Raw genomic sequence first — 25,350 nt, 5'->3', positions numbered from 1 at the left:
ATACGGCAACTTTTTTAATGCAATTCTTTTATGCGTCCGCGCCTCCGGGAACGTCGTTTCCGTCGGTTTCCTCATCATCGTTTTGATTTTCTGTCGGCTGCTGAGTCGGTGCCTGCGTTTCTTTTTCCGTAGGTCTCTGCGTTTGCTCTATGGTCTGCTCCTGCTTTGTCGGTACGGTCGAATCGCTTTTTTGGCTGTCGTCGCTTTTATAGACAAAGAAATAATAATAGGCTCCTGCCGCAGCAAAAAGCAGTATAATAATAATCAAAAGAACGGCCGGCAAAATGCTGGTCTTTTTCTTATTGACGTGCTTATGTACCACCGGTCTTGCTGATTTTCCCCTGCCCGACTTTTTAACTGTCGTTCTGGAAGAGCGTTTGTTTTTGTTCTTACTGCGCCCGGATCTCCCAGTCCCATATTCATCATCATATTCGTCTTCGTACGGAAGCTCCCGATCCATCGGACATCCGCAGTGTGGACAGGTATCCGCATATTCCGATACCTGATGACCGCATTCCGGACATTTTACTAATGCCATATTGATTCCCCCTTTTAAAAAATTCTCTTATCCTCTATTCATTGGCAGGCGTATCCGGAGCTTCAGTCGGTGCCTGAGTCGGCGCCTGCGTTGTCGGCTGTTTGGTTGTCTGTTTTTGAGTCGTAGATTTTGTGGATTTCTCCGTTGCCTTTGTTTCTTTCTTCTTTTTTTCCTTTGTTGTCTCCTTTGTGGATTGTTTTGTCGATTCGTAATTTTGATAGGTCTCCTGCGTCGTCATATCAGCAGGGTCCGTCATATCCGACGGGTCCTTGCTTGCCTTGGAAGGGCCGACCATTGCGAAATAATATGCGACACCTCCTCCAATTACAACAATAGCGATTATCACAATAAGAGCTATTTTCAGCCCTTTTTTACTCTCTTTTTTCTTTTTAGGCTTTTTCTTTGCGGAAAAGGTGCTTTCCGAATTTTTTACAACCCGTTTCTGTCCGGGTTTTCTCTGCTGCCCCCGCTGACTCCGACCGGCTTTTGCTTCCTGCAGGGCCTGCTCCAACTCCTCCTGGCTGTAAACCTGAGTGTTGGTATTGCTTTTTTTCTTACTATTTTCCCAACTTCTGTCATCAATTTGATTTTCCTGGGCAATATCGGACATCGGGCATCCGCAGTGTGGACACGAATTTGCGAATTCCGAAACATATTCGCCGCATTCCGGGCATTTTAAAAGCGCCATAGTAAACACTCCTTTTTCTGGATTTTAATAGATTATATCAAGTTTGGTCAGGAAGGGCAAGTATGGAAAAGGCCGCCTGGTCAGCGGCCTTTTTTCATTTAAATTCCCAGTCCAAAATTATCTTTTACCCGTTTCATGGTCTTTTCTGCGATGGCATTGGCTTTCTCAGCTCCATCCCGCAGTATTTTTATCAGCTCGTCGGAATTGCGTATTTCTTCGAATCTTTCTTTGATCGGAGTAAGCGCCTCCATTGTGACCTCCACAAGATCCTTTTTAAAATCTCCGTATCCCCGGCCTTCATAATCCTTTTCAATATCTGCAATTTCCTTGCCGGAAAAAACGCTGTATATATTGAGCAGATTACTGATTCCCGGCTTGTTTTCAGCATCAAAGCGTATGCTTCCTTCCGAATCCGTGGTCGCCCGCATAATCGATTTTTTTATCTTAGAAGGTTCGTCCAGCAGGGAAATTCTGCTGTGAATGTTTTCCGCGCTCTTGCTCATTTTCTTTTGAGGATCATCCAGAGCCATAATTCTGGCCCCTGCTTTAAGGAATCTTCCGTCAGGAACCACAAAGGTCTTTTTATATTTATTGTTGATGCGGATGGCAATATCCCTGCACAGCTCAATGTGCTGTTTCTGGTCATTTCCCACAGGAACAATGTCCGTATCGTACAGAAGAATATCGGCAGCCATCAGAATCGGATAAGTAAAGAGTCCTGTCGGGGCTGATTCTCTTCCCTTGCTCTTGTCCTTAAACTGAGTCATTCTGGAAAGTTCTCCGGTATAGGAATTGCAGGTCAGCACCCATGAAAGCTCAGCATGTCCCGGTACGTCGGACTGCACAAATACGATGGACTTGGAAGGATCTACTCCCACCGCCAGATATAAGGCGGCTACATCCAGGGTATTTTTTCTCAGTTCCTTTGGATCCTGAGGAACCGTGATTGAATGCATATCGACGATACAGTAGATACATTCATTTTCTTCCTGAAGCTCTACGAATTGCTTTAGCGCTCCCAGATAGTTTCCTATATGGATATTTCCTGTGGGCTGTACGCCCGAAAAGACTCTTTTCATCTTCTTCAATTCCTCCTAGCATTGCGCTTCCCGCTGAAAACGCTCTTTTATATTTTTTTCCGCACGGGAAATAGTCATCTGAGATACTCCCAGACGTTTTGCTATTTCCGCCTGTGACCGATCTTCTACAAATCTTTTTTTGAAAATGTATTTATTGGTATCGCTGAGTTCATCCAGTACCTTCGATATCATCTCTCCGTATTCCAGTCTGTCATACCCGGCATCCTCGATTGCTGCGTATTTTTCAAGGGCCGACCCTTCACCTTCTTCTCCCACGTCATCAAAGGTTTGGTTGAGAGAATAAGCGTTGTAAGCCATGCTTCCCTCCATAGCCTGCAGCACGTCCTCCTCCGAATAGCCGGTATATTTGGCTAATTCAGGAATCGTCGGATTCCTCTGCAGACTGTTGAAAAGCTCTTCCCTCGCGGACTGCAGCTTTCCGGAAAGTTCCTTCAGCCTTCTTGGCACCTTGACGCTCCATTCCTTATCGCGGAAATATTTTTTTATTTCTCCAATAATGGTGGGCGTAGCAAAGCTGGAAAATTCATAACCCTTGGACGGATCGAATCTTTCCACAGCGGAAATCAGGGCCATGGCTCCAACCTGATACAGATCATCGTACTCCACGCCCTTGTTCAAATATTTTCGAATCAAAATATCTACCATGTACAGATAAGATTCCACAATTTCATTTCTCAATGACAAATCTTTCGTCTTCTGATACTGGTTGAACAATTCTTCCTTCAGCATTTATTCTTCACCATTCTGATACTGTTGTTTCCGTCTTCTGCCTTAACGATTTCTACTTCATCCATCAGTGATTTAATAATATATACGCCCAGGTTTCCTTCGTTGGGACAATCCAAACAAGGCTTTTTATGCTTTTCAAGACCGTGTTCACAGGATTTGTCCGAAACTGTGATAACCAGTCTTTCCTCATCAATCTGACATTCTACCTCATAAAAATTGCTGAACCCATCAAAACCGTGGCATGTAATGTTCTTACATGCCTCCCCCACTGCAATCTCAATGTCTTCAATGGCTTCTATATTAAAATTTGCCGTTCCCGCGGCGGACCCAACAGCCAGCTTGGCTATTTTCACATATTCGGGTTTACCCGGTATTGAAAATTTTAACAAATCACCCATTTAATTTCTCCTATTCTGTCTTCATCTGAATCTGGCCGCTGCCTTTTTCATTAGGATTTTTCTGTTCTTCCAGTTCCTCTTCGATATCTTCTTCTTTGATAACTTTGGCCATGGCTATAATATTGGCATCTTCTTCAACCTTCATGATCTTAACGCCCTGCGTAGCTCTGCCCAGAACTGAAACTTCTTTTGCTTCAATCCGAATCACAATACCATCGGAATTGATAAGCAGAATCTCGTCATCTTCATCAACGACCATAGCTCCGACCAGTTCGCCGGTCTTCTTGAACTTAGCCTTATCGTAGGTCAGAAGGCCTTTTCCGCCTCTCACCTGAATCTTATAATCTTTGACAGGCGTTCTCTTGCCGTATCCGTTGGTGGTTACTACTAAAAGCTGCTGGTCTGACTGTACCAGCTCCATGGAAACCACCTCATCATCGCCCTCCAGCTTGATGGCCCGAACGCCGCCTGCGATTCTGCCCATAGCTCTCACGTCATCCTCGGAGAAGCAGATACATTTTCCGTGCTTCGTAACAATGATAACATTATCCGTTCCCGTCGTCTGCTTGATATCCACAAGCTGATCGCCTTCTTTTAGATTGATGGCTATCAGACCTGTTTTTCTGTTGGTATCGAAATTGGCCAGCGCTGTCTTTTTGATAGTACCGTGCTTTGTCACAGCGATCAGGAATTTGTCTTCTGAGAATTCCTGAATCGGAATTACAGCGGTGATTCTCTCTCTCTGCATGAGATTGAGGAAGTTAACCGCAGGCGTTCCTTTGGCGGTTCTCGTAGCCTCCGGAATCTCGTATGCCTTTATCTTATGCGCTTTTCCGGTGTTTGTAAAGAACATAAGATAATCGTGGGTCGATGTCATAATCAAATTCTTTACAAAATCGTTTTCCCGGGTAGTCAGGCCTGTGATTCCTTTTCCGCCTCTTCTCTGGGTCTTATAGGTATCTGCAGGAATCCGCTTGAGATATCCCATATGAGTCAGGGTAACGGCTACCTGTTTTTCCTGAATCAGGTCTTCCTCATCGATCTCCGTAGCATTTGCCATGATCTTTGTTCTTCTTTTATCGCTGTACTTTTCTCTTATCTCAATAAGCTCATCGCGAATAACACCCATCATCTTATCGTCATCGGATAAAAGCTCTTTGTAATAAGAAATGCGTTTTTGCAATTCCGCGTATTCGTCTTCAATTTTTTCCCGTTCCAAACCCTGCAGACGGGCAAGTCTCATATCGAGAATTGCCTGAGCCTGTATTTCAGAAAGTCCGAACCGTTCCATCAGTTTTTCTCTGGCATCGTTGTAGCTGGAACGGATAATCCGAATGATCTCATCGATATTATCAAGGGCAATACGCAAACCTTCTAAGATATGCGCTCTTGCTTCCGCTTTTTTGAGGTCATATTTTGTTCTTCTGGTTACGACATCGAACTGATGCTTTAAATATTCATCCAGAATCTCATAAAGATTGAGGATTTTCGGTTCGCCCCTCACAAGGGCAATCATAATCATACTATAGCTTTCCTGCAGCTGAGTATGTTTGAATAGTCGGTTGAGCGTGATCTGTGGATTGGCGTCCTTTTTCAGCTCAATTACAATTCTCATGCCTTCCCGGCTGGAGGATTCATCCCGGATATCGGAGATGCCGTCAACCCGCTTATCTTTAACCAGCTCGGCAATCTTTTCAATCAGTCTGGCCTTGTTAACCTGATAAGGAATCTCCGTAACGATAATCTGAGATCTGCCTCTGGTAGTCTCCTCAATTTCTGTCTTTGAACGGACAATTACCTTTCCCTGCCCGGTGCGGTAGGCATTTTTGATGTTGTTTTTGCCCATAATCATAGCGCCGGTCGGGAAATCAGGACCTTTTACAATCTGAATCAGATCATCTATGGTGCAGTCCTTATCTTCAATCATTTTTACGGCAGCATCAATAACCTCTCCCAGATTGTGGGGAGGAATGGAAGTAGCCATACCTACGGCAATACCGTTGCTGCCATTTACCAGAAGATTGGGAATTCTGGAAGGAAGTACGGTAGGTTCCTGTTCTTCCTCGTCAAAGTTTGGCATAAAATCAACGGTTTCTTTTTCAATGTCCCGCAGCATCTGCAGGGCAAATGGCGTCATTCTGGCTTCCGTATAACGCATAGCCGCAGCGCCGTGTCCGTCCACGGAACCAAAGTTTCCGTGCCCGTCTACCAGCATGTATCTTGTGGAAAACGGCTGTGCCAGTCTTACCATGGCATCGTAAATGGAACTGTCGCCGTGAGGGTGATATTTACCCATTACTTCGCCGACGATACGAGCCGATTTCTTATATGGCTTGTCCGGCGTAACGCCCAGTCCGCTCATTCCGTACAAAATTCTTCTGTGTACGGGCTTCAGTCCGTCCCGTACATCGGGAAGCGCTCTGCCAACGATTACACTCATGGCGTAATCGATGTAGGAGTCTTTCATTTCCTTGTATATTTCATGTTGGATCAGCTTTTGATCCTCGATTAAATTTGCCACTTGTTACCCCCTGTATTCTAAATATCCAGATTTGCGTAGGTTGCGTGTTCCTCGATAAACTTTCTTCTCGGCGGAACCTTGTCACCCATCAGCGTCGTAAAGATATCATCGGCCGCTGCCACGTCATCCAGTGTAATCTGCACCAGTGTTCTGGTCTCAAAGTTCATGGTCGTATCCCAGAGCTGGTTTTCATCCATTTCACCAAGACCTTTGTATCTCTGAATTTCTGCCTTTCCTGGTTTTTCAGCAATGGAAGCCAGGAGCTTTTCCTGTTCTGCGTCCGAATAGGTATAATGAACTTCTTTTCCCTTTTTCACCTGGAAGAGAGGAGGCTGCGCAGCATAAACATAACCGCCTTCAATGAGCGGCGTCATATACCGATAGAAGAATGTCAAAAGCAGCGTCCTGATATGGGCGCCGTCCACATCGGCATCGGTCATGATGATAATCTTATGATATCTGAGTTTTTCAATGTTAAAATCATCTCCGATTCCGCAGCCGAAAGCTGTTATCATATTTTTGATTTCATCGGAATTTAAAATCTTATCCAGCCTTGCTTTTTCAACGTTGAGGATCTTACCTCTCAGCGGAAGGATGGCCTGTCTCTTTCTGTCACGGCCGTTGATCGCCGTACCGCCGGCGGAATCTCCCTCGACAAGGAAAATTTCCGATACGCTGGGATCTTTTTCCGAACAATCAGCCAGTTTTCCCGGAAGAGATATCCCATCGAGAACGCCTTTTCTTCTAGTCAGTTCCCTGGCTTTTCTTGCGGCTTCCCTCGCTCTTGCGGCCCGCAGGCATTTATCCAGAATAATTCTCGCCTGAGCCGGATTTTCTTCCAAAAATGCAGTAAGGTTCTCATTGGTGGAACTTTCGACAAATCCCCTCATCTCACTGTTTCCCAGCTTCGTTTTTGTCTGCCCTTCAAACTGCGGATTTGTCAGCTTTACGGAGATAATGGCCGTCAATCCTTCCCGCACGTCTTCGCCTGAAAGTGAATCGTCGTTTTCTTTGAGGAACTTGTTTTTTCTCGCGTAATCGTTGAAAACTCTGGTGAGAGAAGTCTTAAAGCCCACCATATGGGCGCCGCCCTCTGTTGTATTTATGTTATTGGCATAGGAAAGTATCAGCTCGTTATACCGATCTGTGTACTGCATAGCGATTTCCACTTCCATGTCCTTTTTCTGAACTTCAAAATAAATAATATCCTGGTGAAGCGCTTCTTTATTCTGATTCTGATGCTTTACAAATTCACGAATACCGCCTTCGTAATGAAAGACCTCTTCTTTTTTCTGACCGGCTCTTTCATCCTTCAGGGTTATTTTAATTCCCTTATTGAGAAAGGCCATTTCTCTGAGACGGTGTTCCAAGGTCCCGTAATCAAATTCCACCTCATCAAAGATCTCAGGATCCGGCCAAAAAGTCGTCTTTGAACCTGTCTTTCTGGCATTTCCGATCTCTGTAAGAGGAGATGTGGTTTTTCCTTTTTCATAGGTCTGCTTGTATATCTTACCGTTTCTGCGAATTTCCACTTCCATATTGGTGGAAAGGGCGTTTACAACCGATGCGCCAACACCATGAAGACCGCCGGACACTTTGTATCCGCCGCCGCCGAACTTACCGCCGGCATGGAGTACGGTGTGAATTACTTCCACAGCTGGAATCCCCAGCTTTGGATGCTTGTCTACCGGCATTCCACGGCCGTCGTCTTCTACCATAATCGAATTGTCTTTCTGTATGGTCACATTGATCGTGCTGCAGTAACCGGCCAGCGCTTCGTCCACACTGTTGTCTACTACCTCGTAAACCAGATGGTGCAGGCCTCTTTCCCCTGTACTCCCTATATACATTCCCGGTCTTTTGCGGACCGGCTCTAATCCTTCAAGCACTTGAATCTGTTCAGCATTATATTGCTGCTGCTTTACATCTGCGCTCATTAATTGCTTCACCTCTTTATCTTTGATTTATAATGATCCTGCTATGAGAATCTGTAAACTTCACAGATATGATATTATACAACAAAAACGCACCTATTACAAGTTTAAGTGCGTTTTGGTCTTTTTTTATTATTTTCTTGTTTCACAGGGTTATATGGCTAATTTAGCGCTTCTCAGGGTATTAAAATTCTATAGGAACTCTTTTTACGAAATAATTTTTCCGTTTTCAATATTGAAATAGCGTATTTCTCCCAGAGATTCTATGGCCTGCTGAGAAATTTCCGTAGTTGTTATGAAAATCTGCGTGTCGCTCAGGGAGCGGATTAAAAAATTCTGCCGCTCCTGGTCCAGCTCGGAAAGTACGTCATCCAAAAGCAAAACCGGATTTTCCCCTGTCTCTTCCTTAATCAGCCTGATTTCGGATAGTTTGAGAGAAAGCGCCGCGGTCCTCTGCTGCCCCTGGGAGCCGAAATTTCTTATATCGACCCCATTGGCTTTAAGCAGCAAATCATCTTTATGAGGACCTTTACCTGTGGTGCGGTTCCTGATATCCCTCTCTCTGCATTTTTGGAGCATTTCATAAAATTTATTTTTTTGATCCCCGCACAGCTCTATACTGGGTTCGTAGAAAATTTCCAGCTCTTCCTTTTGGTTGGTAATGGCCTTATGTATCTGGCTGCTCATTTGACTGAGTTTCTTTACGAAAGCGTCTCTTTGAACAATGATCCTGCTCCCGTATTCGGCCAGCTCGCTGTCCCAGATATCCAAAATACCTTCATCAATGCGGGGTTCTTTCAGATAAGCGTTTCTCTGAAGCAGAGCTTTTCTGTAACGGTTCAAATTGCTGTAGTACGAAGGCTTTATCTGACAGAGCTCCCGATCTATGAATTTGCGTCTTTTTTCAGGCTCGTCCTTTACGATCCGCAGGTCTTCCGGAGAAAAAATAACGATGTAGATCTGTTCCAAAAGCTGTGAAAGCTTTCTAGCCTTGACGCCGTCTACCTTGATTCCTTTTTTTCCTTCCTGGTTGACCGCGATCTCTACGACCAGGTCATCGTCTTTGAAGGCTTTTATCTTAACTCTGAAAAAATCCTCCCCAAAGCGGATCATTTCCCGGTCTTTGCTGGTGCGGAAGGATTTTCCCATGGAAGTGATATAAATACTCTCCAATAAATTGGTTTTTCCCTGGGCATTCTGCCCAAGGAAAATGTTTACGTTTTTATGAAACTGCACGTTCAGCTCTTTATAATTGCGAAAATCTTTGAGCTGTATTTCTTTGATATACATGATTAATAGTTGGAGGCGATTCTTACAGGGAGGATCAGATATTCGAAGCTGTTGCCGATTATCGGTTTCACCAGGCATGGTGTGGTGCTGGTGTTGAATTCCATGAGAACCTGCTCGTCGCTGACAGCTTTTAAAACATCGATCACGTATTTGGAGTTGAATCCTATCTCCAGATCTTCACCTGTTTTTTCCATGATGATCTCTTCTTTTACGTTTCCCTCTTCGGATCTGGAAGTAATCGTCATAAGATTATTTTTTATGGTTAATTTAATCAGATTGTTTTTTCCTTCCTTGGCCAGAAGGGAAGCTCTTTCAATACTTTCCAAAAGAACATCTCTGCCCACTTCCACCTTTGTCTGATTCTGAGTGGGAATAATGTCCTTATACTTGATAAATTCACCTTCCAGAAGCCGGATGACGATCTTTGTATTTTCAATCAGGATCACAGCTTTCTTATCGCTGAGTATAATCTGAATATCTCCTTCTTCTTCGGATTCGGAGACGATCTTATTTATTTCATTGAGTATCTTTGCCGCCACTACGATCTTCGTACTTTTGTCGTTTTTCATGGTTTCTCTTGCTACCGCCATGCGGAAACCGTCCAAAGCTACCATATTCACCGTGTCCGGTTCGATTTCCAGAAGAGCGCCGACAATAATTCCTTTGGATTCATCAATACTTGCGGCAAAAGAGGTTTTCCTTACCATCTCTTTGAATATCTCTCTGTCAAAGGACAATGTTCCCGACTGGTTTTCCAGCTCACTGATATTGGGAAACTCATCCGCTGCCAGTCCAACTATGGTAAATTCTGAAGAAGATGTTTTTATCAGCACGTTGTTGTTTTCTTTTTCCTCTATGAGGATATCTTCGTTTGGCAGTTTACGGATAATATCGCTGAAGAGCTTGGAAAGCACAACGATGGATCCTTCTTCTTCTACGTTGACAGAGATCTTTTTTTCGATACTCAGATCCAAATCGGAAGCTGACAGCGTAAGAGTGCCATCCGCCGATGCTTTTAAGAGGATTCCCTTCAGTATTGGAATCGTCGTTCTCGAAGTCACTGCCTTTGAAACTGTATTTAAAGCTTTTGACAGAGATTGCTGGCTGCATGTAAATTTCATATTTGTTACCTCCAAAATGATCAAAAAGACTGTTATTCTTTTTATATATATTTTTAGTAATAGTAGTAATAGGGGGTGTTGATATTGTTGATAACCCTCTTGCTCTTTTATTTTTGAACGAAATTTGTTCTTCAAAAATTGTTCGTAACCTGTTTTTTTTGTGCACGAGGTATGTGCATATCTTTTTCTTTTATTTTCCGTTTAATTCGTCTTTCAGCTCGTCGATGATATCGACCGTGGATTGATTGGTTTTCAGTTCTGCGGAAATTTTGTCGTAAGCGTGAAGTACGGTGGTATGGTCTCTTCCTCCGAAGGCTTCACCGACCTTCGGCAGGGATGTATCGGTCAGTTCTCTGCAAAGATACATGGCGATCTGTCTTGGATATGCCAGATTCCTGGTCCTTTTGGCAGACTCAATATCTGCTATTTTGATATTGAATTTCTTGCAGACCGTTTTCTTTATGGATTCGCAGGAAATGTTAAAATCGCTAGCCGATAAAATATCTTTTAAGATGTTTCTGGCAAACTTCACGGTTATCTTTTCATTTAAAAGCGTTGAAAAGCTGGTGATTCGGGTAAAAGCGCCTTCAAGTTCGCGGATGTTGAATTTGATCTTTTCCGCGATCAATCCGATTACCTCAAACAAATCGTCGTCCAGCTCCACGTTTTCCAGTTCCGCTTTTTTTCGGAGGATCGCAACTCTCGTCTCATAGTCCGGCGGCTGAATATCAGCGATCATGTTCCATTGAAATCTGGATGTGAGCCGATCTTCCAGGTTGACCAGCTTGTTGGGAGCCCGGTCGCTGGATATGATAATCTGCTTGTTTAAATCGTAAAGCGTATTAAATGTATGGAAAAATTCTTCCTGAGTCGCTTCTTTGCCTTCGATGAACTGGATGTCGTCGATGAGCAAAACATCGATGTTCCTGTATTTTTGTTTAAAGGCGCGAATCCGTTTTCTGTCTTCCAATGATTTAATCAGTTCGTTGGTAAACATTTCAGATGAAACATAGAGGACTTTTTTATCGGGATGATTTTCCATTATGTAGTGGCCGATGGCGTGCATCAGATGGGTCTTTCCAAGACCGGAACCTCCATAAATGAAAAGGGGATTGTAAGCCATGGAAGGAGCGTCGGCAACAGCCAGGGCCGCTGCGTGAGCGTATTTATTGTTGTTGCCCACCACAAAGTTTTCGAAATTGTATCTTGGATTAAAGTAAAATTCGTCCTTGAGTATTTTTTTCGGATTTTCTTTTATCTTTTTTTCTTCGATGGTTTCTTCGTTCTCTTCCGCTTTCAGCTGGACAATCACTCGATACGGTTCCTTTAGAACAGTTTCCACTTTTCTCTGGAGATTCTCCATATATCTGGTTTCCAGGACTCTCTGAGAAAATTCATCGGGCGTTTCCATATAAAATATTTTTAGTTCTTCGTTGATTTCTTTCGGTATCAGGGGCAGAAACCATGTTCTGTAGCTGACGCCGGTAAGCTCTTGTTCAAATAGATTTAATATTTCTTCCCAAATTGCGTTCATATCTTTCATTACGATACTTACCCTTTTCTTTTATCTGTTTTAATCTCTCATTTTTGTGATAGGACTATCATAACAAAAAAGTTATCCACAGGCAAATGTAAAATCTTTTTTGTTGAAAAAATAAAATTCTTGAAAGTTATCCACTAGTTGTGGACAAAATTGTGCAAAGTTTTAACAGATGCAACTAGATATTGATTTTTGTCCAAAAATATAGACCAGAACCGATTGAAACAGCGATAAAATAATTGACATGGAGGTGGCTCAAAGGTATAATAGTAGGGCATATGTACATGCTTTAAATTGTTTATCCAACATATGGAATTACCAAATAGTAAGGAGGTGTTTTGAAAATGAAAATGACTTATCAGCCTAAGAGAAGGCAGAGAAAAAAAGAACACGGCTTTAGAAAAAGAATGAAGACGAAAAACGGTAGAAATGTTTTAAAGAGAAGAAGAGCAAGAGGAAGAAAAGTGTTATCAGCATAGAGACCGCAATCGTGGTCTTTTTGTTCTTAATGGCACGCAAGAAAGAAAAGCTATGCTAAAAAAAGAAATACTGAGAAGAAACGGCGATTTTTCTTCCATCTATAAAAAGGGAAAATCTGTGGGAGATCGTTTTGTTGTTGTGTTTTACAGGAAAAATAATCTCCCCTATAACAGAATCGCTTTTTTAGCAAGCAAAAAAGTAGGAAACAGTGTAACTAGAAACAGAGCCAGACGGCTTATGAAAGAGAGTTACAGAAACATCAATGAAAAATTCGCTGTGGGATATGACATTATCTTTATAGCGAGAAAAACAATTATCAATTCGAAATATGCGGATGTGAAAAAATCGATTGAAGCCGCAACCAAGAGAGCAGGTATTTTGAAAAAATAAGAAGGTGATGCTTTGAGAAAAATATTGATTCTCTTAATAAAGGGCTATCAGAAATTTATATCCCCTTTATTTCCACCTACTTGCAGATTTTACCCAACGTGTTCCACCTATTTTATTCAGGCATTGGAAAAGTACGGATTTTTCAAAGGCAGTTATCTTGGAATCAAAAGGATTTTAAAGTGTCATCCCTTTCATCCGGGAGGTTATGATCCTTTAAAATAGTGGAGGAAATGAATGTACACAATATTAGGAGTAATAGCAAAACCTCTTGGCTGGTTACTTAGTTTTTTGTATGGATTTATAGACAATTACGGAATTACAATCATTGTTTTCACGATTATCGTAAAACTTTGTCTCTATCCACTCTATATAAAGCAGACCAAATCGACAGCCAGAATGTCAGAAATACAGCCGAAAATGGCGGCTCTGCAGAGAAAGTACGCTAATGATAAGGAAACTTTGAATATAAAGATGGCGGAGCTGTACAAGGAAGAGAAGTTCAACCCTATGGGCGGATGTCTTCCTATGCTTATCCAGATGCCGATCATTATGGGTCTCTTTGCTTTGCTTAGAAATCCAATGGCTTATATGAGCGATGACAGTATGCTGTTCGCGGTACATGAAAAGTTCCTGTGGATCATGGACCTGAGTCAGCCTGATAAATGGATTTTACCGATTTTGGCGGGTATAGCGACGTTTATCGCTTTTTCATTAAACCAGCAGCAGACCGATGATGCCGGAGCGGCAGCTCAGATGAACGGAATGATGAAGATGATGAAATACGTCTTTCCGATTATGATCGTATGGATGGGCAGATCTTTTCCGTCCGGACTTGCGGTATATTGGGCTTTAGGACAGGTTATGCAGATCTTCTTCAATTTACATCTGAAGACAGTAAGGAAGAAGATGAAGGAAGAAGCGAAGAAGAAAAAGAAAAAATAACCCGGTCCTTTCGTTATATAATGGAGGAAAAATAATTATGAATTTTTCAGAAAAATGGGGCACGGACGTTGAAGAAGCAGTCAAGCTGGCCCTGATCGATTTGAAGCTTGAAAGAGACGAAGTCGAAGTAACTGTTTTGGAGGAGCCCTCCAAGGGTTTTTTCGGAATCGGATCAAAGCTTGCCAAAGTAAGAGTAGAACCTAAGAAGGAAGAAGCAGTTCCGGAGCCGGAACCTGAACATATAAAAGAACATATAAAAGAACCGGAAAAACAGACAGCAGAAGAAGTTGAGATCAAAACGGAGAAAAAACCGGAACAGAGAAAGAAAAAAGAAAAAAGAAAAAGAGAAAAGAAAAGATCTGTTATTCCAAGAGAGCCGGAGGAAAGCCTCAATGTGGTAGAGTCACATCCTGCTCTTGACTTTCTGAAAGAAACGACAGAAAAGATGGGACTGACTTTGGATATCACAGCAAAGACAGGCGATAACAGTATCTATGTGGATATTAAAGGCAAGGATTCAGGGACCGTCATCGGAAAAAGAGGACAGACTCTGGATGCTATCCAATATCTGACCAGCCTTGTGGTAAACAAGGAAAATGAAAAGTATGTCCGGGTCGTTGTAGATGCGGAGAATTACAGAGCTAAGAGAGAAAAGACTCTGGAGCAGCTTGCCAACAGACTTGCGGAAAAGGTAGTAAGAACCAAGAAGAGTGTAAGACTGGAACCTATGAATCCGTATGAAAGAAAAGTGATTCATGCGACACTTCAGAGCAACCCAAATGTAACAACCAAAAGTGAAGGTGAAGAACCATACAGAAGGGTTATCATTGAGCTGACAAAATAAAGATAAAAGTGACCCGCTATTTGCGGGTCTTTTCTTTGAAAGGACAAAAGATGGAAGATACAATTGCTGCGATCGCCACCGCATATGGAGAAGGCGGCATCGGAATCGTCAGGGTAAGCGGCCCCAAAACTTTTGAAATTCTGGAACAGGTTTTCGTTCCGGCAGGCGATGGTATTTCAAACCGCAAAATGACATACGGGTATATAGAAGACAGGGAAAAGGAACAGAAAATAGATGAAGTGCTCTGCGTATTCATGAAAGCTCCTCATACCTATACCAGAGAGGACGTCGCTGAGATAAACTGTCATGGAAGTATGGTTGCTCTCAGAAAAACTCTGGAGCTGGTCCTGCGGAAGGGAGCGCGTTTGGCTGAGCCTGGAGAATTCACAAAGAGAGCTTTTTTGAATGGCCGTCTGGATCTGTCACAGGCAGAGGCGGTTATAGATATGATTAAGGCCAAGACGGATAAAACCTTCGATGTGGCGCTGGAACAACTGGATGGACAGCTGTCTCAAAAGGTAATTAATATCCGTCAGCTTCTTTTGGATCTTCTGGTAAACCTGACTGTAAATATTGATTACCCGGATGAGGACATAGAAGAACTCACTTATGAAGATTTGGAAATTCAAATATCGCAAATAAGCGATATGGTTGAAAAACTGCTGGCTACAGCAGATACCGGAAAAATTATTCGGGAAGGACTTAAGGTTGCGATAATCGGAAAACCCAATGTAGGAAAATCATCTCTCATGAACGAACTTCTCAGAGAGACAAGGGCAATCGTTACGGAAATACCTGGTACAACGAGAGATACCATTGAAGAAATTATAAGTATAAGAAATATACCTATCAGGCTGACAGATACTGCAGGTATCCGGGAGACGGAAGACAAAATCGAAAAGATAGGGATAGAAAAGAGCAAAAAATCTTTTAATGAAGCGGACTTGATTATTTTCGTAATGGACAGCAGCAGGGATATTTCCGATGAAGACAGGGAAATTATCCAATATATCGGCGGTCGCAGAGCGATTGTGCTGATTAATAAAATTGATCTGGGGAGAACCTGGAAGAGGGAAGATATTGAAGAGCTTCTTCCAAACTCTTCTGTTTTAGAAACCTCTCTTTTGGAAAAGACAGGGATTGAGGAAATAGAAGAAGTCATTTTAGATATGGTTTACGGCGGAAAAGTAAAACAGAATGAAAGCCTGATGGTAACCAATGTAAGACATAAAGATTTGCTGGAAAGAGCCAAAAGCTCACTTGAAGACGCCAGGAATATGACTTTGGGAAGAGAAGCTCTTGATTTTATTGAAATAGATATAAAGAATGCCTATGAATCTTTGGGAGAGATCATAGGAGAAACGGTTTCAGATGATATCATAAATGAAGTTTTTTCAAGATTTTGTTTAGGAAAATAGAGGATTTAAGATGGCAAGATTTTTAATGGGAGAATATGATGTGATCGTTGTGGGAGCAGGCCACGCAGGATGTGAGGCAGCCCTGGCCAGCGCGCGCATGGGAAAAAAGACATTGATTCTTTCAATCAATTTGGAAGCGGTAGCTATGATGGCCTGCAATCCTTCTATTGGAGGAACCGGAAAGGGCCATTTGGTTCGTGAGATCGATGCCCTTGGCGGTGAAATGGGCATTAATATTGATAAAACGTTTATACAGAGCAAAATGCTCAATACGGCAAAGGGGCCGGCAGTTCATTCGCTGCGGGCCCAGGCCGATAAAAACCGCTATCATGAGGAAATGAAAAAGACCCTGGAAGAACAGGAAAACCTTGATTTAAAACAGGGAGAGGTAGTGGATCTGATCATTGAGGATGGAAAGGCCTGCGGCGTTGTGCTGAAAACCAATTCCGTATATCGTTCCAAAGCTGTGATACTGGCAACAGGAACATTTCTGAAAGGGAAGATCTTTATTGGAGAAAGCGTGTTTGACAGCGGTCCCAATGGGCTTGCCCCATCCGTGGAGCTGGGCGACAATCTGAGAAAATACGGACTTCCCATGAGAAGATTTAAAACGGGAACTCCGGCCAGAGCCCTGGGAAAAAGCCTGGATTACACGAAAATGACAGAGCAGCCGGGAGATGAGAAAATCGTTCCCTTCTCCTTTTTAAACGATGATCTGAAAAAAAATCAGATTTCCTGTTGGCTGACTTATACCAATGAAGAAACCCATACGGTAATCCGAAAGAACTTTCATCGCTCCGCTTTGTTCGGCGGACAGATCGAAGGGGTAGGGCCAAGATACTGTCCGTCCATTGAAGATAAGGTAAACCGGTTTGCCGATAAGAAAAGACATCAGCTTTTCATTGAGCCGGAAGGGCTTACTACAGACGAAATGTATATACAGGGAATGTCGTCAAGTCTCCCTGAAGATGTTCAAGAACAATTCTATAAAACAATACCAGGTCTTGAAAACCTTAAAATTGTAAGGCCGGCTTATGCTATAGAATATGATTGTATTGATCCGTTAGATTTAAAATTAAATTTAGAAAATAGAAGTATAGAAAATTTATTTTGCGCCGGACAGTTTAATGGCAGCTCCGGATACGAAGAAGCGGCGGCACAGGGTTTGATGGCCGGAATTAACGCAGTGTTAAAAATTGACAAAAAAAATCCGTTTATTCTCGACAGAAGCGAGGCTTATATTGGCGTTCTAATCGACGATCTGGTGACAAAAGGTACTAATGAGCCTTACAGAATTATGACCAGCAGAGCGGAATATAGGCTGGTTCTCAGGCAAGACAACGCAGACCTGCGCTTGACAGAGCGCTCCTATGGCCTTGGATTGGCTTCTAAATCAAGATATGAAAGATTTTTACAAAAAAAGAAAATTGTTGAATTAGAGAAAGATCGTTTGACAAAGAAAATGGTTTCCCCTGAAGAAATCAATCCCTTATTGGAAGAATTGGGGAGCACCCCGGTTAAAAATAAAATTTCTTTGATGGAGCTGATGAAACGTCCTCAGGTTACTTATGAATCCCTTAAAAAAATAGACGATTCAAGGCCTGAGCTTTCTGATCATGCCAGAGCTCAGCTGGAAGTTCAGATTAAGTATGAAGGCTATATATCAAAACAAGAGCAGCAGATAAAGAGATTTAAAAAATTAGAGGATAAAAAACTGGATAGTTCTTTTGACTATGATAAAGTTGACGGCCTTCGGATCGAAGCGCGCCAGAAGCTGAATCAGTTTAAGCCGATATCGCTGGGGCAGGCCTCGAGAATATCAGGGGTATCTCCTGCGGATATTAATGTGCTGCTTATTCATCTGGAAAAAATGAGAAGGAAAAAATCATGAAACAATTGGAAAAAGCTTTTGATGAATTGAATATAAAATATGACACTTCTGTTTTAATGAAATACGAGAATTATATGAAGGGCATATTGAAATGGAATGAAATGGTGAATTTGACCACCATCACAGATCCGGAGCAATTTATTACAAAGCATTATATCGATTCGCTGCTTTCAGTCCCTTACAGAGAATTTCAAGAGGCGGAAAGAATTGTAGATGTAGGAACCGGAGGTGGATTTCCGGGAATTCCCCTGGCTCTGGCCGCTCCTGATAAGGACTTTATTCTGATTGATTCCCTGAATAAAAGGATTAAGATTATAGAAGAACTCTGTCAGGAAATCGGAATCCTCAACGTGAGGCCCATACATGGGAGGGCAGAAGAGCTGGCTCGAAATAAAAAGCACAGACAGAAATATGATCTGTGTGTATCCAGAGCCGTAGCCAATATGGCCACATTATCCGAATACTGTCTGCCCTTTATTAAAAAAGGAGGATGGTTCATGGCCTATAAAGGACCGGATACGGAGCAGGAACTGAAAGATGCGGAGAAGGCTCTGCGCATCCTGGGTGGAAAAATCCGCAGAGAAGAACGGGCGCAATTGACCAATTTTGAATTGGAACACAAGATTATCTTTATAGAAAAAACGGGAGATACCCCTTCGAAATATCCGAGAAAAGCGGGAACTCCATCGAAAGAACCCCTAAAATAGAAAATAAGGGGTTTTTTTGTTGAAAAAAAACCCTTTTCCCGGGACAAGTCTCCTGATAAGATGAATTCAGGACAAGGAGGGAGACAGAAATGTTAATCAAGAAAGTGACAGAAGTTCCTATTGATATGATCTTTACAAATCCGGAACAGCCAAGAAAAATCTTTGGCGAGGAAGAGCTTCTTGAGTTGAGAGATTCCATCAAAGAATACGGCGTCATACAGCCGATTATTTTGAAAAGATATAATAACGGTTCATACATAGTCATAGCAGGAGAAAGAAGATTAAGAGCCGCCACAATGGCAGGACTTACAAAAATACCGGCCATCATTCGTGAAGCGGATGATAAAGATGCCGCTATCATAGCCCTGGTGGAAAATGTACAGAGAGAAAATCTGGGCTACATGGAAGAGGCTCAGGCGTACAGCCGCCTTATGGAAGAATTTGAACTTACTCAGGGAGAGCTGGCCGAAAGAGTCGGAAAAAAGCAGTCAACTATTTCAAATAAAATCAGGCTTCTCAGCCTTCCGGAGGATATTCAGAGAGAGCTTGTTACCAATCGTCTGACGGAACGTCATGCCCGGGCGCTGCTGAAGATACCGGATGACGAAACAAGAAGAATGGTGATAGACCGCATTGTATCCCATGGACTGAATGTAAGGCAGAGCGAAAAATTAATTGAAGACGTTCTGGAAAAACAGCAGGAGGAAAAACGGAAGCAAAATAAAATAAGGTACATAAGTTATAAGCTGTACCTCAATACAATAAGGAAAACCTTTAATGAAATCTTTCAGGTAGAACAGGGGGCCAAGTACACACAGGAAGATAAAGGCGAGTATTATGAAGTAAAAATCACCATACCAAAAAACACTCCAAAACAGAAACAGGCAGTTAACCAATAAAGGAATGTTTCACGTGAAACATTCCTTTTTTTATGCAAAAAGTATAGTAAAAAAAAGCCCGATGGTATATAATCGAATCATATGAAAAATTGCTTGTAATTTAATAAGGAGGAACTATTTTGGGAAAGGCAATTGCAATATTTAACCAGAAGGGCGGGGTAGGTAAGACGACAACGAATATCAACCTGGCAGCTTGTCTGGCTTTAAAGGGGAAAAAAGTATTGATTCTTGATATCGATCCGCAGGGAAACACAACCAGCGGAATCGGTTTATCAAAAAAAGAATTAGGCAATACTTCTTATGAAATTTTAGTAGAAGATAATATAGATCCAAAGACAGCTATCGTGGAAACTGAAGTCCAGAATCTTGATATTATTCCGGCTAGTGTGCAGTTGGCCGGCGCCGAGGTTGAGCTGATACATCTGCAGGGGAGAGAAAAAAGGCTGAAATACGCTTTAGACCAGATTAAACCGGATTATGACTATATTTTTATAGACTGCCCTCCATCCTTGGGTCTTTTGACAATCAACTCTCTGACTGCAGTAGACTCTGTGCTGATTCCAATTCAATGTGAATTCTATGCCTTGGAAGGCGTGAGCCAGCTGATGAGCACCATTGAGATTGTAAAGAAAAATATGAATCCTGACCTGGAAATACAGGGCGTCATTCTCAGCATGTTTGACGGGAGAACCAATCTTTCCGTACAGGTTGTGGAAGAGGTTAAAAAATATTTTAAAGAAAAAGTCTATACCACTGTAATTCCAAGGAATGTAAGACTTGCCGAAGCACCCAGCTACGGAATGCCGATCATGCAGTATGATCCGAAATCCGCAGGAGCACAGGCGTATCAGGAATTTGCTGATGAATTCTTAAATCTGGAGGACGAACAGTAATGGCAGCAAAAAACAGAGGTCTTGGGAGGGGTCTGGACGCTCTTTTCAGCAGCTCGGAAATTGATACAAAAGAAATTTCCGCTGAAAAGAAAGAAGAAATCCAGGCCAGGGGAATTGATTTTATTAATATTAACGATATTAAACCAAATGAAAATCAGCCCCGAAAGGTATTTGATGAAGAAAAATTGCAGGAGCTGGCAAGTTCCATCAGAGAACATGGACTGATTCAGCCGGTAATTCTGAGAAAAGCGGAAAAGGGATACGAAATCGTTGCCGGAGAAAGACGCTGGAGAGCCTGCAGAAAAGCCGGCCTTAAGGAAATTCCCTGCATTATTAAAGAACTGACGGATGAGCAGAATATGCTGGTTGCGATTATTGAGAATATGCAGCGTGAGGACCTCAACCCTATAGAGGAGGCTGAAGGACTCAACCAGATGATCGGAAATTTCGGTATGACACAGGAGGAAGTTTCAAAGAGTGTGGGAAAGAGCAGACCTTACATAACAAACTCGCTCCGTCTCTTAAAACTTCCGGAAGAAGTCAGGAACTTTGTCTCAGAAGGAAAGCTTACAACCGGGCATGCCCGCGCCATAGCAGGAATTGCGGATAAAGAAAAGCAGATAGAACTCGCTGAGTTTACGATAAAAGGAGAATTGTCCGTCAGGGAAATTGAAAAGCTTATAAAGGAAGAGCATTCCCCGAAAAAGAGAAATCCCAGAAAAAAGGCAGCGAAAAGCGCCGACGTCAAAAGAGTGGAAGAGGATCTGAAACATATTATAGGAACAAAGGTAACCCTTAATCAATCGGGTAGAAAAGGTAAAATTGAAATTGAGTATTACAGCAGAGAAGAACTGGAACGATTGATTGAACTGCTGAAAACACTGGGATAGAGAAAAAGGTTTCACGTGAAACACAGATGAATAGAACAGAATTAGAAGCCTGTATGGAAGAGGTTATGGCAGAATGTAAAGCTCTTAAAATTCCCATAAGCGGTAAAATTGATCCTCAGATATATATTAACAGAAGAGCAAAGAGCAGATTTGCCGCCTGTAAAAGGGAAGCCGGTAAAGAGTGCTATAAAATCGAAGTATGTGAATCCCTTTTGGGAACAGATAGAATGACAGTAAAGAGCATTCTTGCCCATGAGCTGCTCCATACCTGCTGCGGATGTTATAATCATGGAGACCGTTGGAAATTTTATGCGGATATGATGAATCGCAATTACGGGTACGATATTAAAACGGTTACCACTTATGAAGCTTTGGGCCTGAAGGCTCCGGATAAAAAGAAGACCATTCGATACATGGTTGTATGCCAACGGTGCGGCAAAAAGATCTACAGGCAGAAAAAATCCCGACTGATTACCAATACCAGCGACTACCGCTGCAGCTGCGGAGGCAGGCTGAAAGCCTATAAGGCAGAATAAAAGCAGAACGCTGAAAAGACGTTCTGCTTTTCTATATGTTCTTACAAATAATCCTCCAGCCTGCTTTGTACACAATCCCGAATTTCTTCAGCAAGGATTTTCGCATGTTTACGATTCATTCCAATCTCTGCGGCAACTTCAAGAAGATCGTTTATTCCCGGGTCTTTGCCATTTCCAAAAACAGTTGTAGCATGCTCTCCGCCCAGAGAATAGCTGTAAGTCAGATCATATGCAGGAGACAAAACCCAGCAATTTTCCTGCTCCTCATATAAATATGAAAAATTTTTGGAATGATCGTCTTGGTTATGGGCAAAGACATTGAAACACATCAGCCGGTACAATTTTTCTACCTCCAAAAAGTCTTTGGTTATTTCCAGCGTCAGTTTCATAAGCGTTGTGTAGTCCAGATTGGGAACGCGATGGGAAGTTTCTAAAATACCACTGACAGAAAGCATATGGATACGCTCTATTTTCCCATTCTCGTCTCTTCTTCTGTCAAACCTCTTTGTACCGAAATAGCCGGCACATTGTTTTGATGGAAATAGTTTGGTTTCTTCCATCTGAATTCCACATTCTTTTGCGCAAAGCGAATAATGATATTCCTGCAAGCCTATTTTCTTACTGTCCTGGGATGACGGAAACTTAATAATCCAGTCTTCCCCATCAACCCTTGTGAGAATTTTGGGTCTTGCACCACCGGAAGAACCGCCGAGTGAAAAGATCTTATCTAAATCCTCGGAAAAATCAGTTTCAAGAATTTTACCGCATTCTTCCGCAATTTGATCCAGATCCAGGTCCGATTTTTCTGTTTCAAAATGGCGCGCCGGTTCATAAGTAAGAGCGCCCATACCGGAACTTCCCACAATAGAAAGGCGATACAGCTTGCCGATGGTATGAGGATCAATGCGATTTTTTAGAAGCAGGCGATCCAGCAAGAATCGGCCCCAGCCATCAGGAAGACTGTCGGCAAAGACTCCAAAGAGCCCATCAAAAGGATCAATTTTAGGAACAAAAACCTTTGATGAAATCGGAAGAGAAAAAGGGCTGACAGAAAAACCTTCCGCTATCCACTGCTGATCATATTCAAAAGCGGCTAATCCGTCTTTATAAGCGGCCAGGGTACCGACCTTTTTTTCATGATAAAAAACATTCAGCTGTTTAATAATTTCCATTTATAATCTCCTCGATTGACAAAAAAGGAACTTCCTCAAACAGGGCGGTTAACTCATCCTCAATGCCCAATGCAATAGCGATCTTGATAAGGGAGCGCAGAGAAATTTCCCCACGCTGCTCAAAGCGCTTTAGAGAACCCAGGCTGACCCCTGATTTTTCACTCAACCGTTTTTGCGATATTTTCCGGCGCCTGCGGATTTCCCGGATACGGCCCGCAATAATCATTTCGATCTCGCCGGGTGTTTTTTGATTTAAATTAAACATATTCATAGCTAATATTTTATCCTATTTATGAAAAAATAGCAAGAAATAGCGAATATATTAACCCAAAAAGAACTTAAGGCAATTTAAAATTATTTAGCATGAACCCTGCCATCTATGAATACAATATAGCGAGTATATGTATAGGAAAACAGAGGGGGAACAACCATGACCTATGAAGAAAAAATACCTGAATTTGCATTACAGCCAGCAAAAGCAGCCGATGAGAATCCGGATACAGCGCAGGTGGACGACGGCTTTGATCCAACTCCTTATGATAGACTTTTAGTGCCTGCCCGCCAGGAAGAAAATGAAAGCCCGGAACAGTCAGCAGAAGCACCGCAGAATTCTCCTGCGGCGCAGGAAAAGGATGAAGAAACATTAACGGAAGATAAGAAACCAGAAGAACAGAAAGAAATGCAGGAACGCGATGCGAAACAAGTTTCACAGAAGCAGTCTGAAGAACTTGCGGCAGAGGGGGAAGAACAGCCACCCGAAGCACAAGAGGAAATCCAACCCGTATTTTTAGGAGAAAAAACAGCAAAAGATACGGCAGCCATTCCGGCAGGAGAACCAATAAAAATTATGCCGCTCGCAGGGCAGGCTGTTTACAATGACCTGAAACTGACGGCAGTCGCACAATGCCTGGAAACAAAGATCTTTGTAGAAGAAGATATCCTTGTTCCCGACATAAAGCCGGACCTGATATCCATTCTTTCTATGGATGGAAAAGCCTTTCTTTCCAGTAAAGAAATACAGGTAGGTCAGGGGGATGGCGACAGCATTAAGGTTACGGGAGAAGTGACCCTGCAGACAATCTATCTGCCGGAGGATAAAGAGGAGGAGTCGATCTCCATTATACAGTCCAGACTTCCGTTCAAGACCGACTGGCAGGTAACAGCCTCGCCGCTGTCCCACCTGGTTATCGAACCGACAATCGAAAGAATCGACTATTCCGTAATCAATGAACGCAAATTCCGCGCCAAGATAACGCTGGGACTTTCCATGAAAGAATATGCAGAAAAAGAACTTCAGTTCTTTGAAAGTCTTCGCAATGAAAAACTGGAGCTTCTGAAAGAGACCATTAAAATGAGCCATATAGCTCTTCGCAAGGAAGAGTCGGTTGAACTCTCGGAAGACCTGAAAATTAAGGAAGGAAATCCAAAACCAATCAAAATTCTGAAAACAGATATCAACGTGGTAGAAAATCATAAACAGACGACTTCTGAAAAAATGGTTATCAACGCAGCGGTAAGAGTAAATGTTCTCTATATGGGAGAAGAAGAAAAGGATGGAGAAACCATCCAAAGACCCGCATTCTTCCAGGGAAAGGCAGACTTTACACAATTTATTCTTATGAATAAAGAGGATAATCTGGCTATGAGCAAGGTTTCCTTCAGCGATAAAGATCTGGACGTAGAAATTAATGAAGAAGAGGAAGACGGCTTTATTCTCAAGGGAACCGTAAACACCTCGGTTGAAGTATATCAGAATCTTGAGAAGGAAGTTGTTTCCGACCTGTACCACAGCACAAAGGATACGACGTATGATTATACGGAAAAAAATATTGAAGCAATTCTGGGAACCAGCACTACAGAAGTATCAGCAAGAGAAATCTTTGACATACCGGAAAAGAACGGACCTGTCGGAAAAATCCTTTATATCAACGGCCGTATCAAAGAACAAAACGCAAGGGCGGAGCAGGGGAGAGCAACGGTAGAAGGTATCCTGGAAGGAACGATTCTATGTATTCCGGAGGACCCGGAAAAGCATCCTTTTGCAGTCAGACAGGATATTCCTTTCAGAGGTGCGATGGATATACCTGCGGCAAAGGAAGGAATGAAAACGGAATGCCAGATTGGAATCAAGGATCTCTGGTCCGATAAGATCAATGGCAAGCAGGCGGAAGTAAACGCAAGCCTGCAGATTGAAACAGCCGTCATAAAAGAAACTTCTCTAAAACTGATTAAAAATCCTTGTTTTATTGAAAACGATCAAAGCAAGAGACCTTCTTCCATGGTGCTTTACATAACCAGAAAAGACGACAGCCTCTGGAAAATCGCAAAAAAATATAAAACCAGCATAGAAACGATAAAAAGCATCAATGAATTGAACGAATCGCCTAATTTGTCGGAAGGTACGCGCCTGCTGATTGTAAAATAAAAAA

General features: G+C 42.4%; 25 protein-coding genes. 13 read left to right on the top strand and 12 right to left on the bottom strand.

Features of this window, described 5'->3' with window-relative positions; genetic code table 11:
• Nucleotides 1-28: 28 nt before the first annotated feature.
• From NE619_RS11975 to dnaA, 10 genes are all read right to left on the bottom strand, one after another.
• Complete coding sequence (locus tag NE619_RS11975; RefSeq protein ID WP_256132659.1) at nucleotides 29-538, bottom strand: zinc ribbon domain-containing protein; 510 nt, start codon at nucleotides 536-538, stop codon at nucleotides 29-31.
• Between the two features lie 34 nt (nucleotides 539-572).
• Entirely contained in the window at nucleotides 573-1,226 is a 654-nt protein-coding gene (locus NE619_RS11970; protein ID WP_256132658.1) for a zinc ribbon domain-containing protein, read from the bottom strand.
• A 98-nt stretch (nucleotides 1,227-1,324) separates the two neighbouring features.
• Nucleotides 1,325-2,305 (bottom strand): tryptophan--tRNA ligase, encoded by a 981-nt coding sequence (trpS, locus tag NE619_RS11965; RefSeq protein ID WP_256132657.1) that lies wholly within the window; start codon nucleotides 2,303-2,305, stop codon nucleotides 1,325-1,327.
• Nucleotides 2,306-2,320: 15 nt separating this feature from the next.
• Nucleotides 2,321-3,055: a SigB/SigF/SigG family RNA polymerase sigma factor gene (locus tag NE619_RS11960; protein ID WP_256132656.1), complete on the bottom strand. Its 735-nt coding sequence runs from the start codon at nucleotides 3,053-3,055 to the stop codon at nucleotides 2,321-2,323.
• Nucleotides 3,049-3,453, bottom strand: coding sequence for an ATP-binding protein (locus NE619_RS11955; RefSeq protein ID WP_256132655.1), 405 nt, complete (start codon nucleotides 3,451-3,453; stop codon nucleotides 3,049-3,051). Before NE619_RS11955 ends, NE619_RS11960 begins: the two co-directional genes overlap by 7 nt.
• 10 nt (nucleotides 3,454-3,463) lie before the next feature.
• Nucleotides 3,464-5,974 carry a DNA gyrase subunit A gene (gene gyrA / locus NE619_RS11950; RefSeq protein WP_256132654.1) on the bottom strand — a complete coding sequence of 837 codons (2,511 nt, stop codon included), beginning with the start codon at nucleotides 5,972-5,974 and terminating at the stop codon, nucleotides 3,464-3,466.
• A gap of 17 nt (nucleotides 5,975-5,991) precedes the next feature.
• Nucleotides 5,992-7,911, bottom strand: a complete 1,920-nt coding sequence (gyrB, locus tag NE619_RS11945) for a DNA topoisomerase (ATP-hydrolyzing) subunit B (protein ID WP_256132653.1) — start codon at nucleotides 7,909-7,911, stop codon at nucleotides 5,992-5,994.
• A 204-nt stretch (nucleotides 7,912-8,115) separates the two neighbouring features.
• Entirely contained in the window at nucleotides 8,116-9,198 is a 1,083-nt protein-coding gene (gene recF / locus NE619_RS11940; RefSeq protein ID WP_256132652.1) for a DNA replication/repair protein RecF, read from the bottom strand.
• A gap of 2 nt (nucleotides 9,199-9,200) precedes the next feature.
• A complete protein-coding gene (dnaN, locus tag NE619_RS11935) occupies nucleotides 9,201-10,319 on the bottom strand; it encodes a DNA polymerase III subunit beta (protein WP_256132651.1) in 1,119 nt (372 codons plus the stop codon).
• Between the two features lie 190 nt (nucleotides 10,320-10,509).
• Complete coding sequence (gene dnaA, locus NE619_RS11930) at nucleotides 10,510-11,862, bottom strand: chromosomal replication initiator protein DnaA (RefSeq protein WP_330640734.1); 1,353 nt, start codon at nucleotides 11,860-11,862, stop codon at nucleotides 10,510-10,512.
• A gap of 341 nt (nucleotides 11,863-12,203) precedes the next feature.
• Between dnaA and rpmH the strand changes: the two genes are divergently transcribed.
• The 12 genes from rpmH to NE619_RS11870 all read left to right on the top strand — a co-directional run bounded on the left by rpmH (nucleotide 12,204) and on the right by NE619_RS11870 (nucleotide 21,749).
• On the top strand, nucleotides 12,204-12,338 hold the full coding sequence (rpmH, locus tag NE619_RS11925; protein WP_256132650.1) for a 50S ribosomal protein L34: 135 nt from the start codon (nucleotides 12,204-12,206) through the stop codon (nucleotides 12,336-12,338).
• Between the two features lie 52 nt (nucleotides 12,339-12,390).
• Entirely contained in the window at nucleotides 12,391-12,729 is a 339-nt protein-coding gene (gene rnpA / locus NE619_RS11920; RefSeq protein WP_256132649.1) for a ribonuclease P protein component, read from the top strand.
• 12 nt (nucleotides 12,730-12,741) lie between these two features.
• Nucleotides 12,742-12,951, top strand: a complete 210-nt coding sequence (yidD, locus tag NE619_RS11915; protein ID WP_256132648.1) for a membrane protein insertion efficiency factor YidD — start codon at nucleotides 12,742-12,744, stop codon at nucleotides 12,949-12,951.
• 12 nt (nucleotides 12,952-12,963) lie between these two features.
• On the top strand, nucleotides 12,964-13,671 hold the full coding sequence (locus NE619_RS11910; RefSeq protein ID WP_256132647.1) for a YidC/Oxa1 family membrane protein insertase: 708 nt from the start codon (nucleotides 12,964-12,966) through the stop codon (nucleotides 13,669-13,671).
• 37 nt (nucleotides 13,672-13,708) lie between these two features.
• Nucleotides 13,709-14,515, top strand: coding sequence for an RNA-binding cell elongation regulator Jag/EloR (gene jag, locus NE619_RS11905; protein ID WP_256132646.1), 807 nt, complete (start codon nucleotides 13,709-13,711; stop codon nucleotides 14,513-14,515).
• Between the two features lie 50 nt (nucleotides 14,516-14,565).
• Entirely contained in the window at nucleotides 14,566-15,933 is a 1,368-nt protein-coding gene (gene mnmE / locus NE619_RS11900) for a tRNA uridine-5-carboxymethylaminomethyl(34) synthesis GTPase MnmE (protein WP_256132645.1), read from the top strand.
• A 10-nt stretch (nucleotides 15,934-15,943) separates the two neighbouring features.
• Nucleotides 15,944-17,824: a tRNA uridine-5-carboxymethylaminomethyl(34) synthesis enzyme MnmG gene (mnmG, locus tag NE619_RS11895; RefSeq protein ID WP_256132644.1), complete on the top strand. Its 1,881-nt coding sequence runs from the start codon at nucleotides 15,944-15,946 to the stop codon at nucleotides 17,822-17,824.
• The gene (rsmG, locus tag NE619_RS11890) at nucleotides 17,821-18,531 is read left to right on the top strand and encodes a 16S rRNA (guanine(527)-N(7))-methyltransferase RsmG (RefSeq protein ID WP_256132643.1); all 711 of its coding nucleotides are present in this window, start codon (nucleotides 17,821-17,823) and stop codon (nucleotides 18,529-18,531) included. Before mnmG ends, rsmG begins: the two co-directional genes overlap by 4 nt.
• A gap of 89 nt (nucleotides 18,532-18,620) precedes the next feature.
• Nucleotides 18,621-19,430 (top strand): ParB/RepB/Spo0J family partition protein, encoded by an 810-nt coding sequence (locus NE619_RS11885; protein WP_256132642.1) that lies wholly within the window; start codon nucleotides 18,621-18,623, stop codon nucleotides 19,428-19,430.
• A 119-nt stretch (nucleotides 19,431-19,549) separates the two neighbouring features.
• Complete coding sequence (locus NE619_RS11880; RefSeq protein WP_256132641.1) at nucleotides 19,550-20,323, top strand: ParA family protein; 774 nt, start codon at nucleotides 19,550-19,552, stop codon at nucleotides 20,321-20,323.
• The gene (locus NE619_RS11875; RefSeq protein WP_256132640.1) at nucleotides 20,323-21,213 is read left to right on the top strand and encodes a ParB/RepB/Spo0J family partition protein; all 891 of its coding nucleotides are present in this window, start codon (nucleotides 20,323-20,325) and stop codon (nucleotides 21,211-21,213) included. The genes NE619_RS11880 and NE619_RS11875 overlap by 1 nt, the downstream gene beginning before the upstream one ends.
• 26 nt (nucleotides 21,214-21,239) lie before the next feature.
• Complete coding sequence (locus NE619_RS11870) at nucleotides 21,240-21,749, top strand: SprT-like domain-containing protein (protein WP_256132639.1); 510 nt, start codon at nucleotides 21,240-21,242, stop codon at nucleotides 21,747-21,749.
• Between the two features lie 41 nt (nucleotides 21,750-21,790).
• Here NE619_RS11870 and NE619_RS11865 read toward each other — a convergent pair whose 3' ends face one another.
• Together NE619_RS11865 and NE619_RS11860 are read right to left on the bottom strand one after the other, a co-directional pair.
• On the bottom strand, nucleotides 21,791-22,921 hold the full coding sequence (locus NE619_RS11865; protein WP_256132638.1) for a type II toxin-antitoxin system HipA family toxin: 1,131 nt from the start codon (nucleotides 22,919-22,921) through the stop codon (nucleotides 21,791-21,793).
• Nucleotides 22,908-23,192: a helix-turn-helix transcriptional regulator gene (locus tag NE619_RS11860; RefSeq protein WP_330640732.1), complete on the bottom strand. Its 285-nt coding sequence runs from the start codon at nucleotides 23,190-23,192 to the stop codon at nucleotides 22,908-22,910. Before NE619_RS11860 ends, NE619_RS11865 begins: the two co-directional genes overlap by 14 nt.
• A gap of 159 nt (nucleotides 23,193-23,351) precedes the next feature.
• Here NE619_RS11860 and NE619_RS11855 point away from each other — a divergent pair, with 159 nt between their 5' ends.
• Nucleotides 23,352-25,346, top strand: a complete 1,995-nt coding sequence (locus tag NE619_RS11855; RefSeq protein ID WP_256132637.1) for a DUF3794 and LysM peptidoglycan-binding domain-containing protein — start codon at nucleotides 23,352-23,354, stop codon at nucleotides 25,344-25,346.
• Nucleotides 25,347-25,350: the final 4 nt, after the last annotated feature.

Source organism: Anaerovorax odorimutans, from assembly GCF_024459955.1.
Lineage (GTDB): Bacteria > Bacillota > Clostridia > Peptostreptococcales > Anaerovoracaceae > Hominibacterium > Hominibacterium odorimutans_A.
The sequence above is the reverse complement of the archived record's forward strand: the minus strand, read 5'-3'. Positions and strand labels throughout refer to the sequence as shown.

What these genes read in the sequence shown, in the direction of transcription:
- NE619_RS11975 (WP_256132659.1), bottom strand. Translation starts at nt 538, where the DNA reads ATGGCATTAGTAAAATGTCCGGAATGCGGTCATCAGGTATCGGAATAT.
- NE619_RS11970 (WP_256132658.1), bottom strand. Translation starts at nt 1,226, where the DNA reads ATGGCGCTTTTAAAATGCCCGGAATGCGGCGAATATGTTTCGGAATTC.
- trpS (WP_256132657.1), bottom strand. Translation starts at nt 2,305, where the DNA reads ATGAAAAGAGTCTTTTCGGGCGTACAGCCCACAGGAAATATCCATATA.
- NE619_RS11960 (WP_256132656.1), bottom strand. Translation starts at nt 3,055, where the DNA reads ATGCTGAAGGAAGAATTGTTCAACCAGTATCAGAAGACGAAAGATTTG.
- NE619_RS11955 (WP_256132655.1), bottom strand. Translation starts at nt 3,453, where the DNA reads ATGGGTGATTTGTTAAAATTTTCAATACCGGGTAAACCCGAATATGTG.
- gyrB (WP_256132653.1), bottom strand. Translation starts at nt 7,911, where the DNA reads ATGAGCGCAGATGTAAAGCAGCAGCAATATAATGCTGAACAGATTCAA.
- recF (WP_256132652.1), bottom strand. Translation starts at nt 9,198, where the DNA reads ATGTATATCAAAGAAATACAGCTCAAAGATTTTCGCAATTATAAAGAG.
- dnaN (WP_256132651.1), bottom strand. Translation starts at nt 10,319, where the DNA reads ATGAAATTTACATGCAGCCAGCAATCTCTGTCAAAAGCTTTAAATACA.
- dnaA (WP_330640734.1), bottom strand. Translation starts at nt 11,862, where the DNA reads ATGAAAGATATGAACGCAATTTGGGAAGAAATATTAAATCTATTTGAA.
- rpmH (WP_256132650.1), top strand. Translation starts at nt 12,204, where the DNA reads ATGAAAATGACTTATCAGCCTAAGAGAAGGCAGAGAAAAAAAGAACAC.
- rnpA (WP_256132649.1), top strand. Translation starts at nt 12,391, where the DNA reads ATGCTAAAAAAAGAAATACTGAGAAGAAACGGCGATTTTTCTTCCATC.
- NE619_RS11910 (WP_256132647.1), top strand. Translation starts at nt 12,964, where the DNA reads ATGTACACAATATTAGGAGTAATAGCAAAACCTCTTGGCTGGTTACTT.
- jag (WP_256132646.1), top strand. Translation starts at nt 13,709, where the DNA reads ATGAATTTTTCAGAAAAATGGGGCACGGACGTTGAAGAAGCAGTCAAG.
- mnmE (WP_256132645.1), top strand. Translation starts at nt 14,566, where the DNA reads ATGGAAGATACAATTGCTGCGATCGCCACCGCATATGGAGAAGGCGGC.
- mnmG (WP_256132644.1), top strand. Translation starts at nt 15,944, where the DNA reads ATGGCAAGATTTTTAATGGGAGAATATGATGTGATCGTTGTGGGAGCA.
- rsmG (WP_256132643.1), top strand. Translation starts at nt 17,821, where the DNA reads ATGAAACAATTGGAAAAAGCTTTTGATGAATTGAATATAAAATATGAC.
- NE619_RS11885 (WP_256132642.1), top strand. Translation starts at nt 18,621, where the DNA reads ATGTTAATCAAGAAAGTGACAGAAGTTCCTATTGATATGATCTTTACA.
- NE619_RS11875 (WP_256132640.1), top strand. Translation starts at nt 20,323, where the DNA reads ATGGCAGCAAAAAACAGAGGTCTTGGGAGGGGTCTGGACGCTCTTTTC.
- NE619_RS11870 (WP_256132639.1), top strand. Translation starts at nt 21,240, where the DNA reads ATGAATAGAACAGAATTAGAAGCCTGTATGGAAGAGGTTATGGCAGAA.
- NE619_RS11865 (WP_256132638.1), bottom strand. Translation starts at nt 22,921, where the DNA reads ATGGAAATTATTAAACAGCTGAATGTTTTTTATCATGAAAAAAAGGTC.
- NE619_RS11860 (WP_330640732.1), bottom strand. Translation starts at nt 23,192, where the DNA reads ATGAATATGTTTAATTTAAATCAAAAAACACCCGGCGAGATCGAAATG.
- NE619_RS11855 (WP_256132637.1), top strand. Translation starts at nt 23,352, where the DNA reads ATGACCTATGAAGAAAAAATACCTGAATTTGCATTACAGCCAGCAAAA.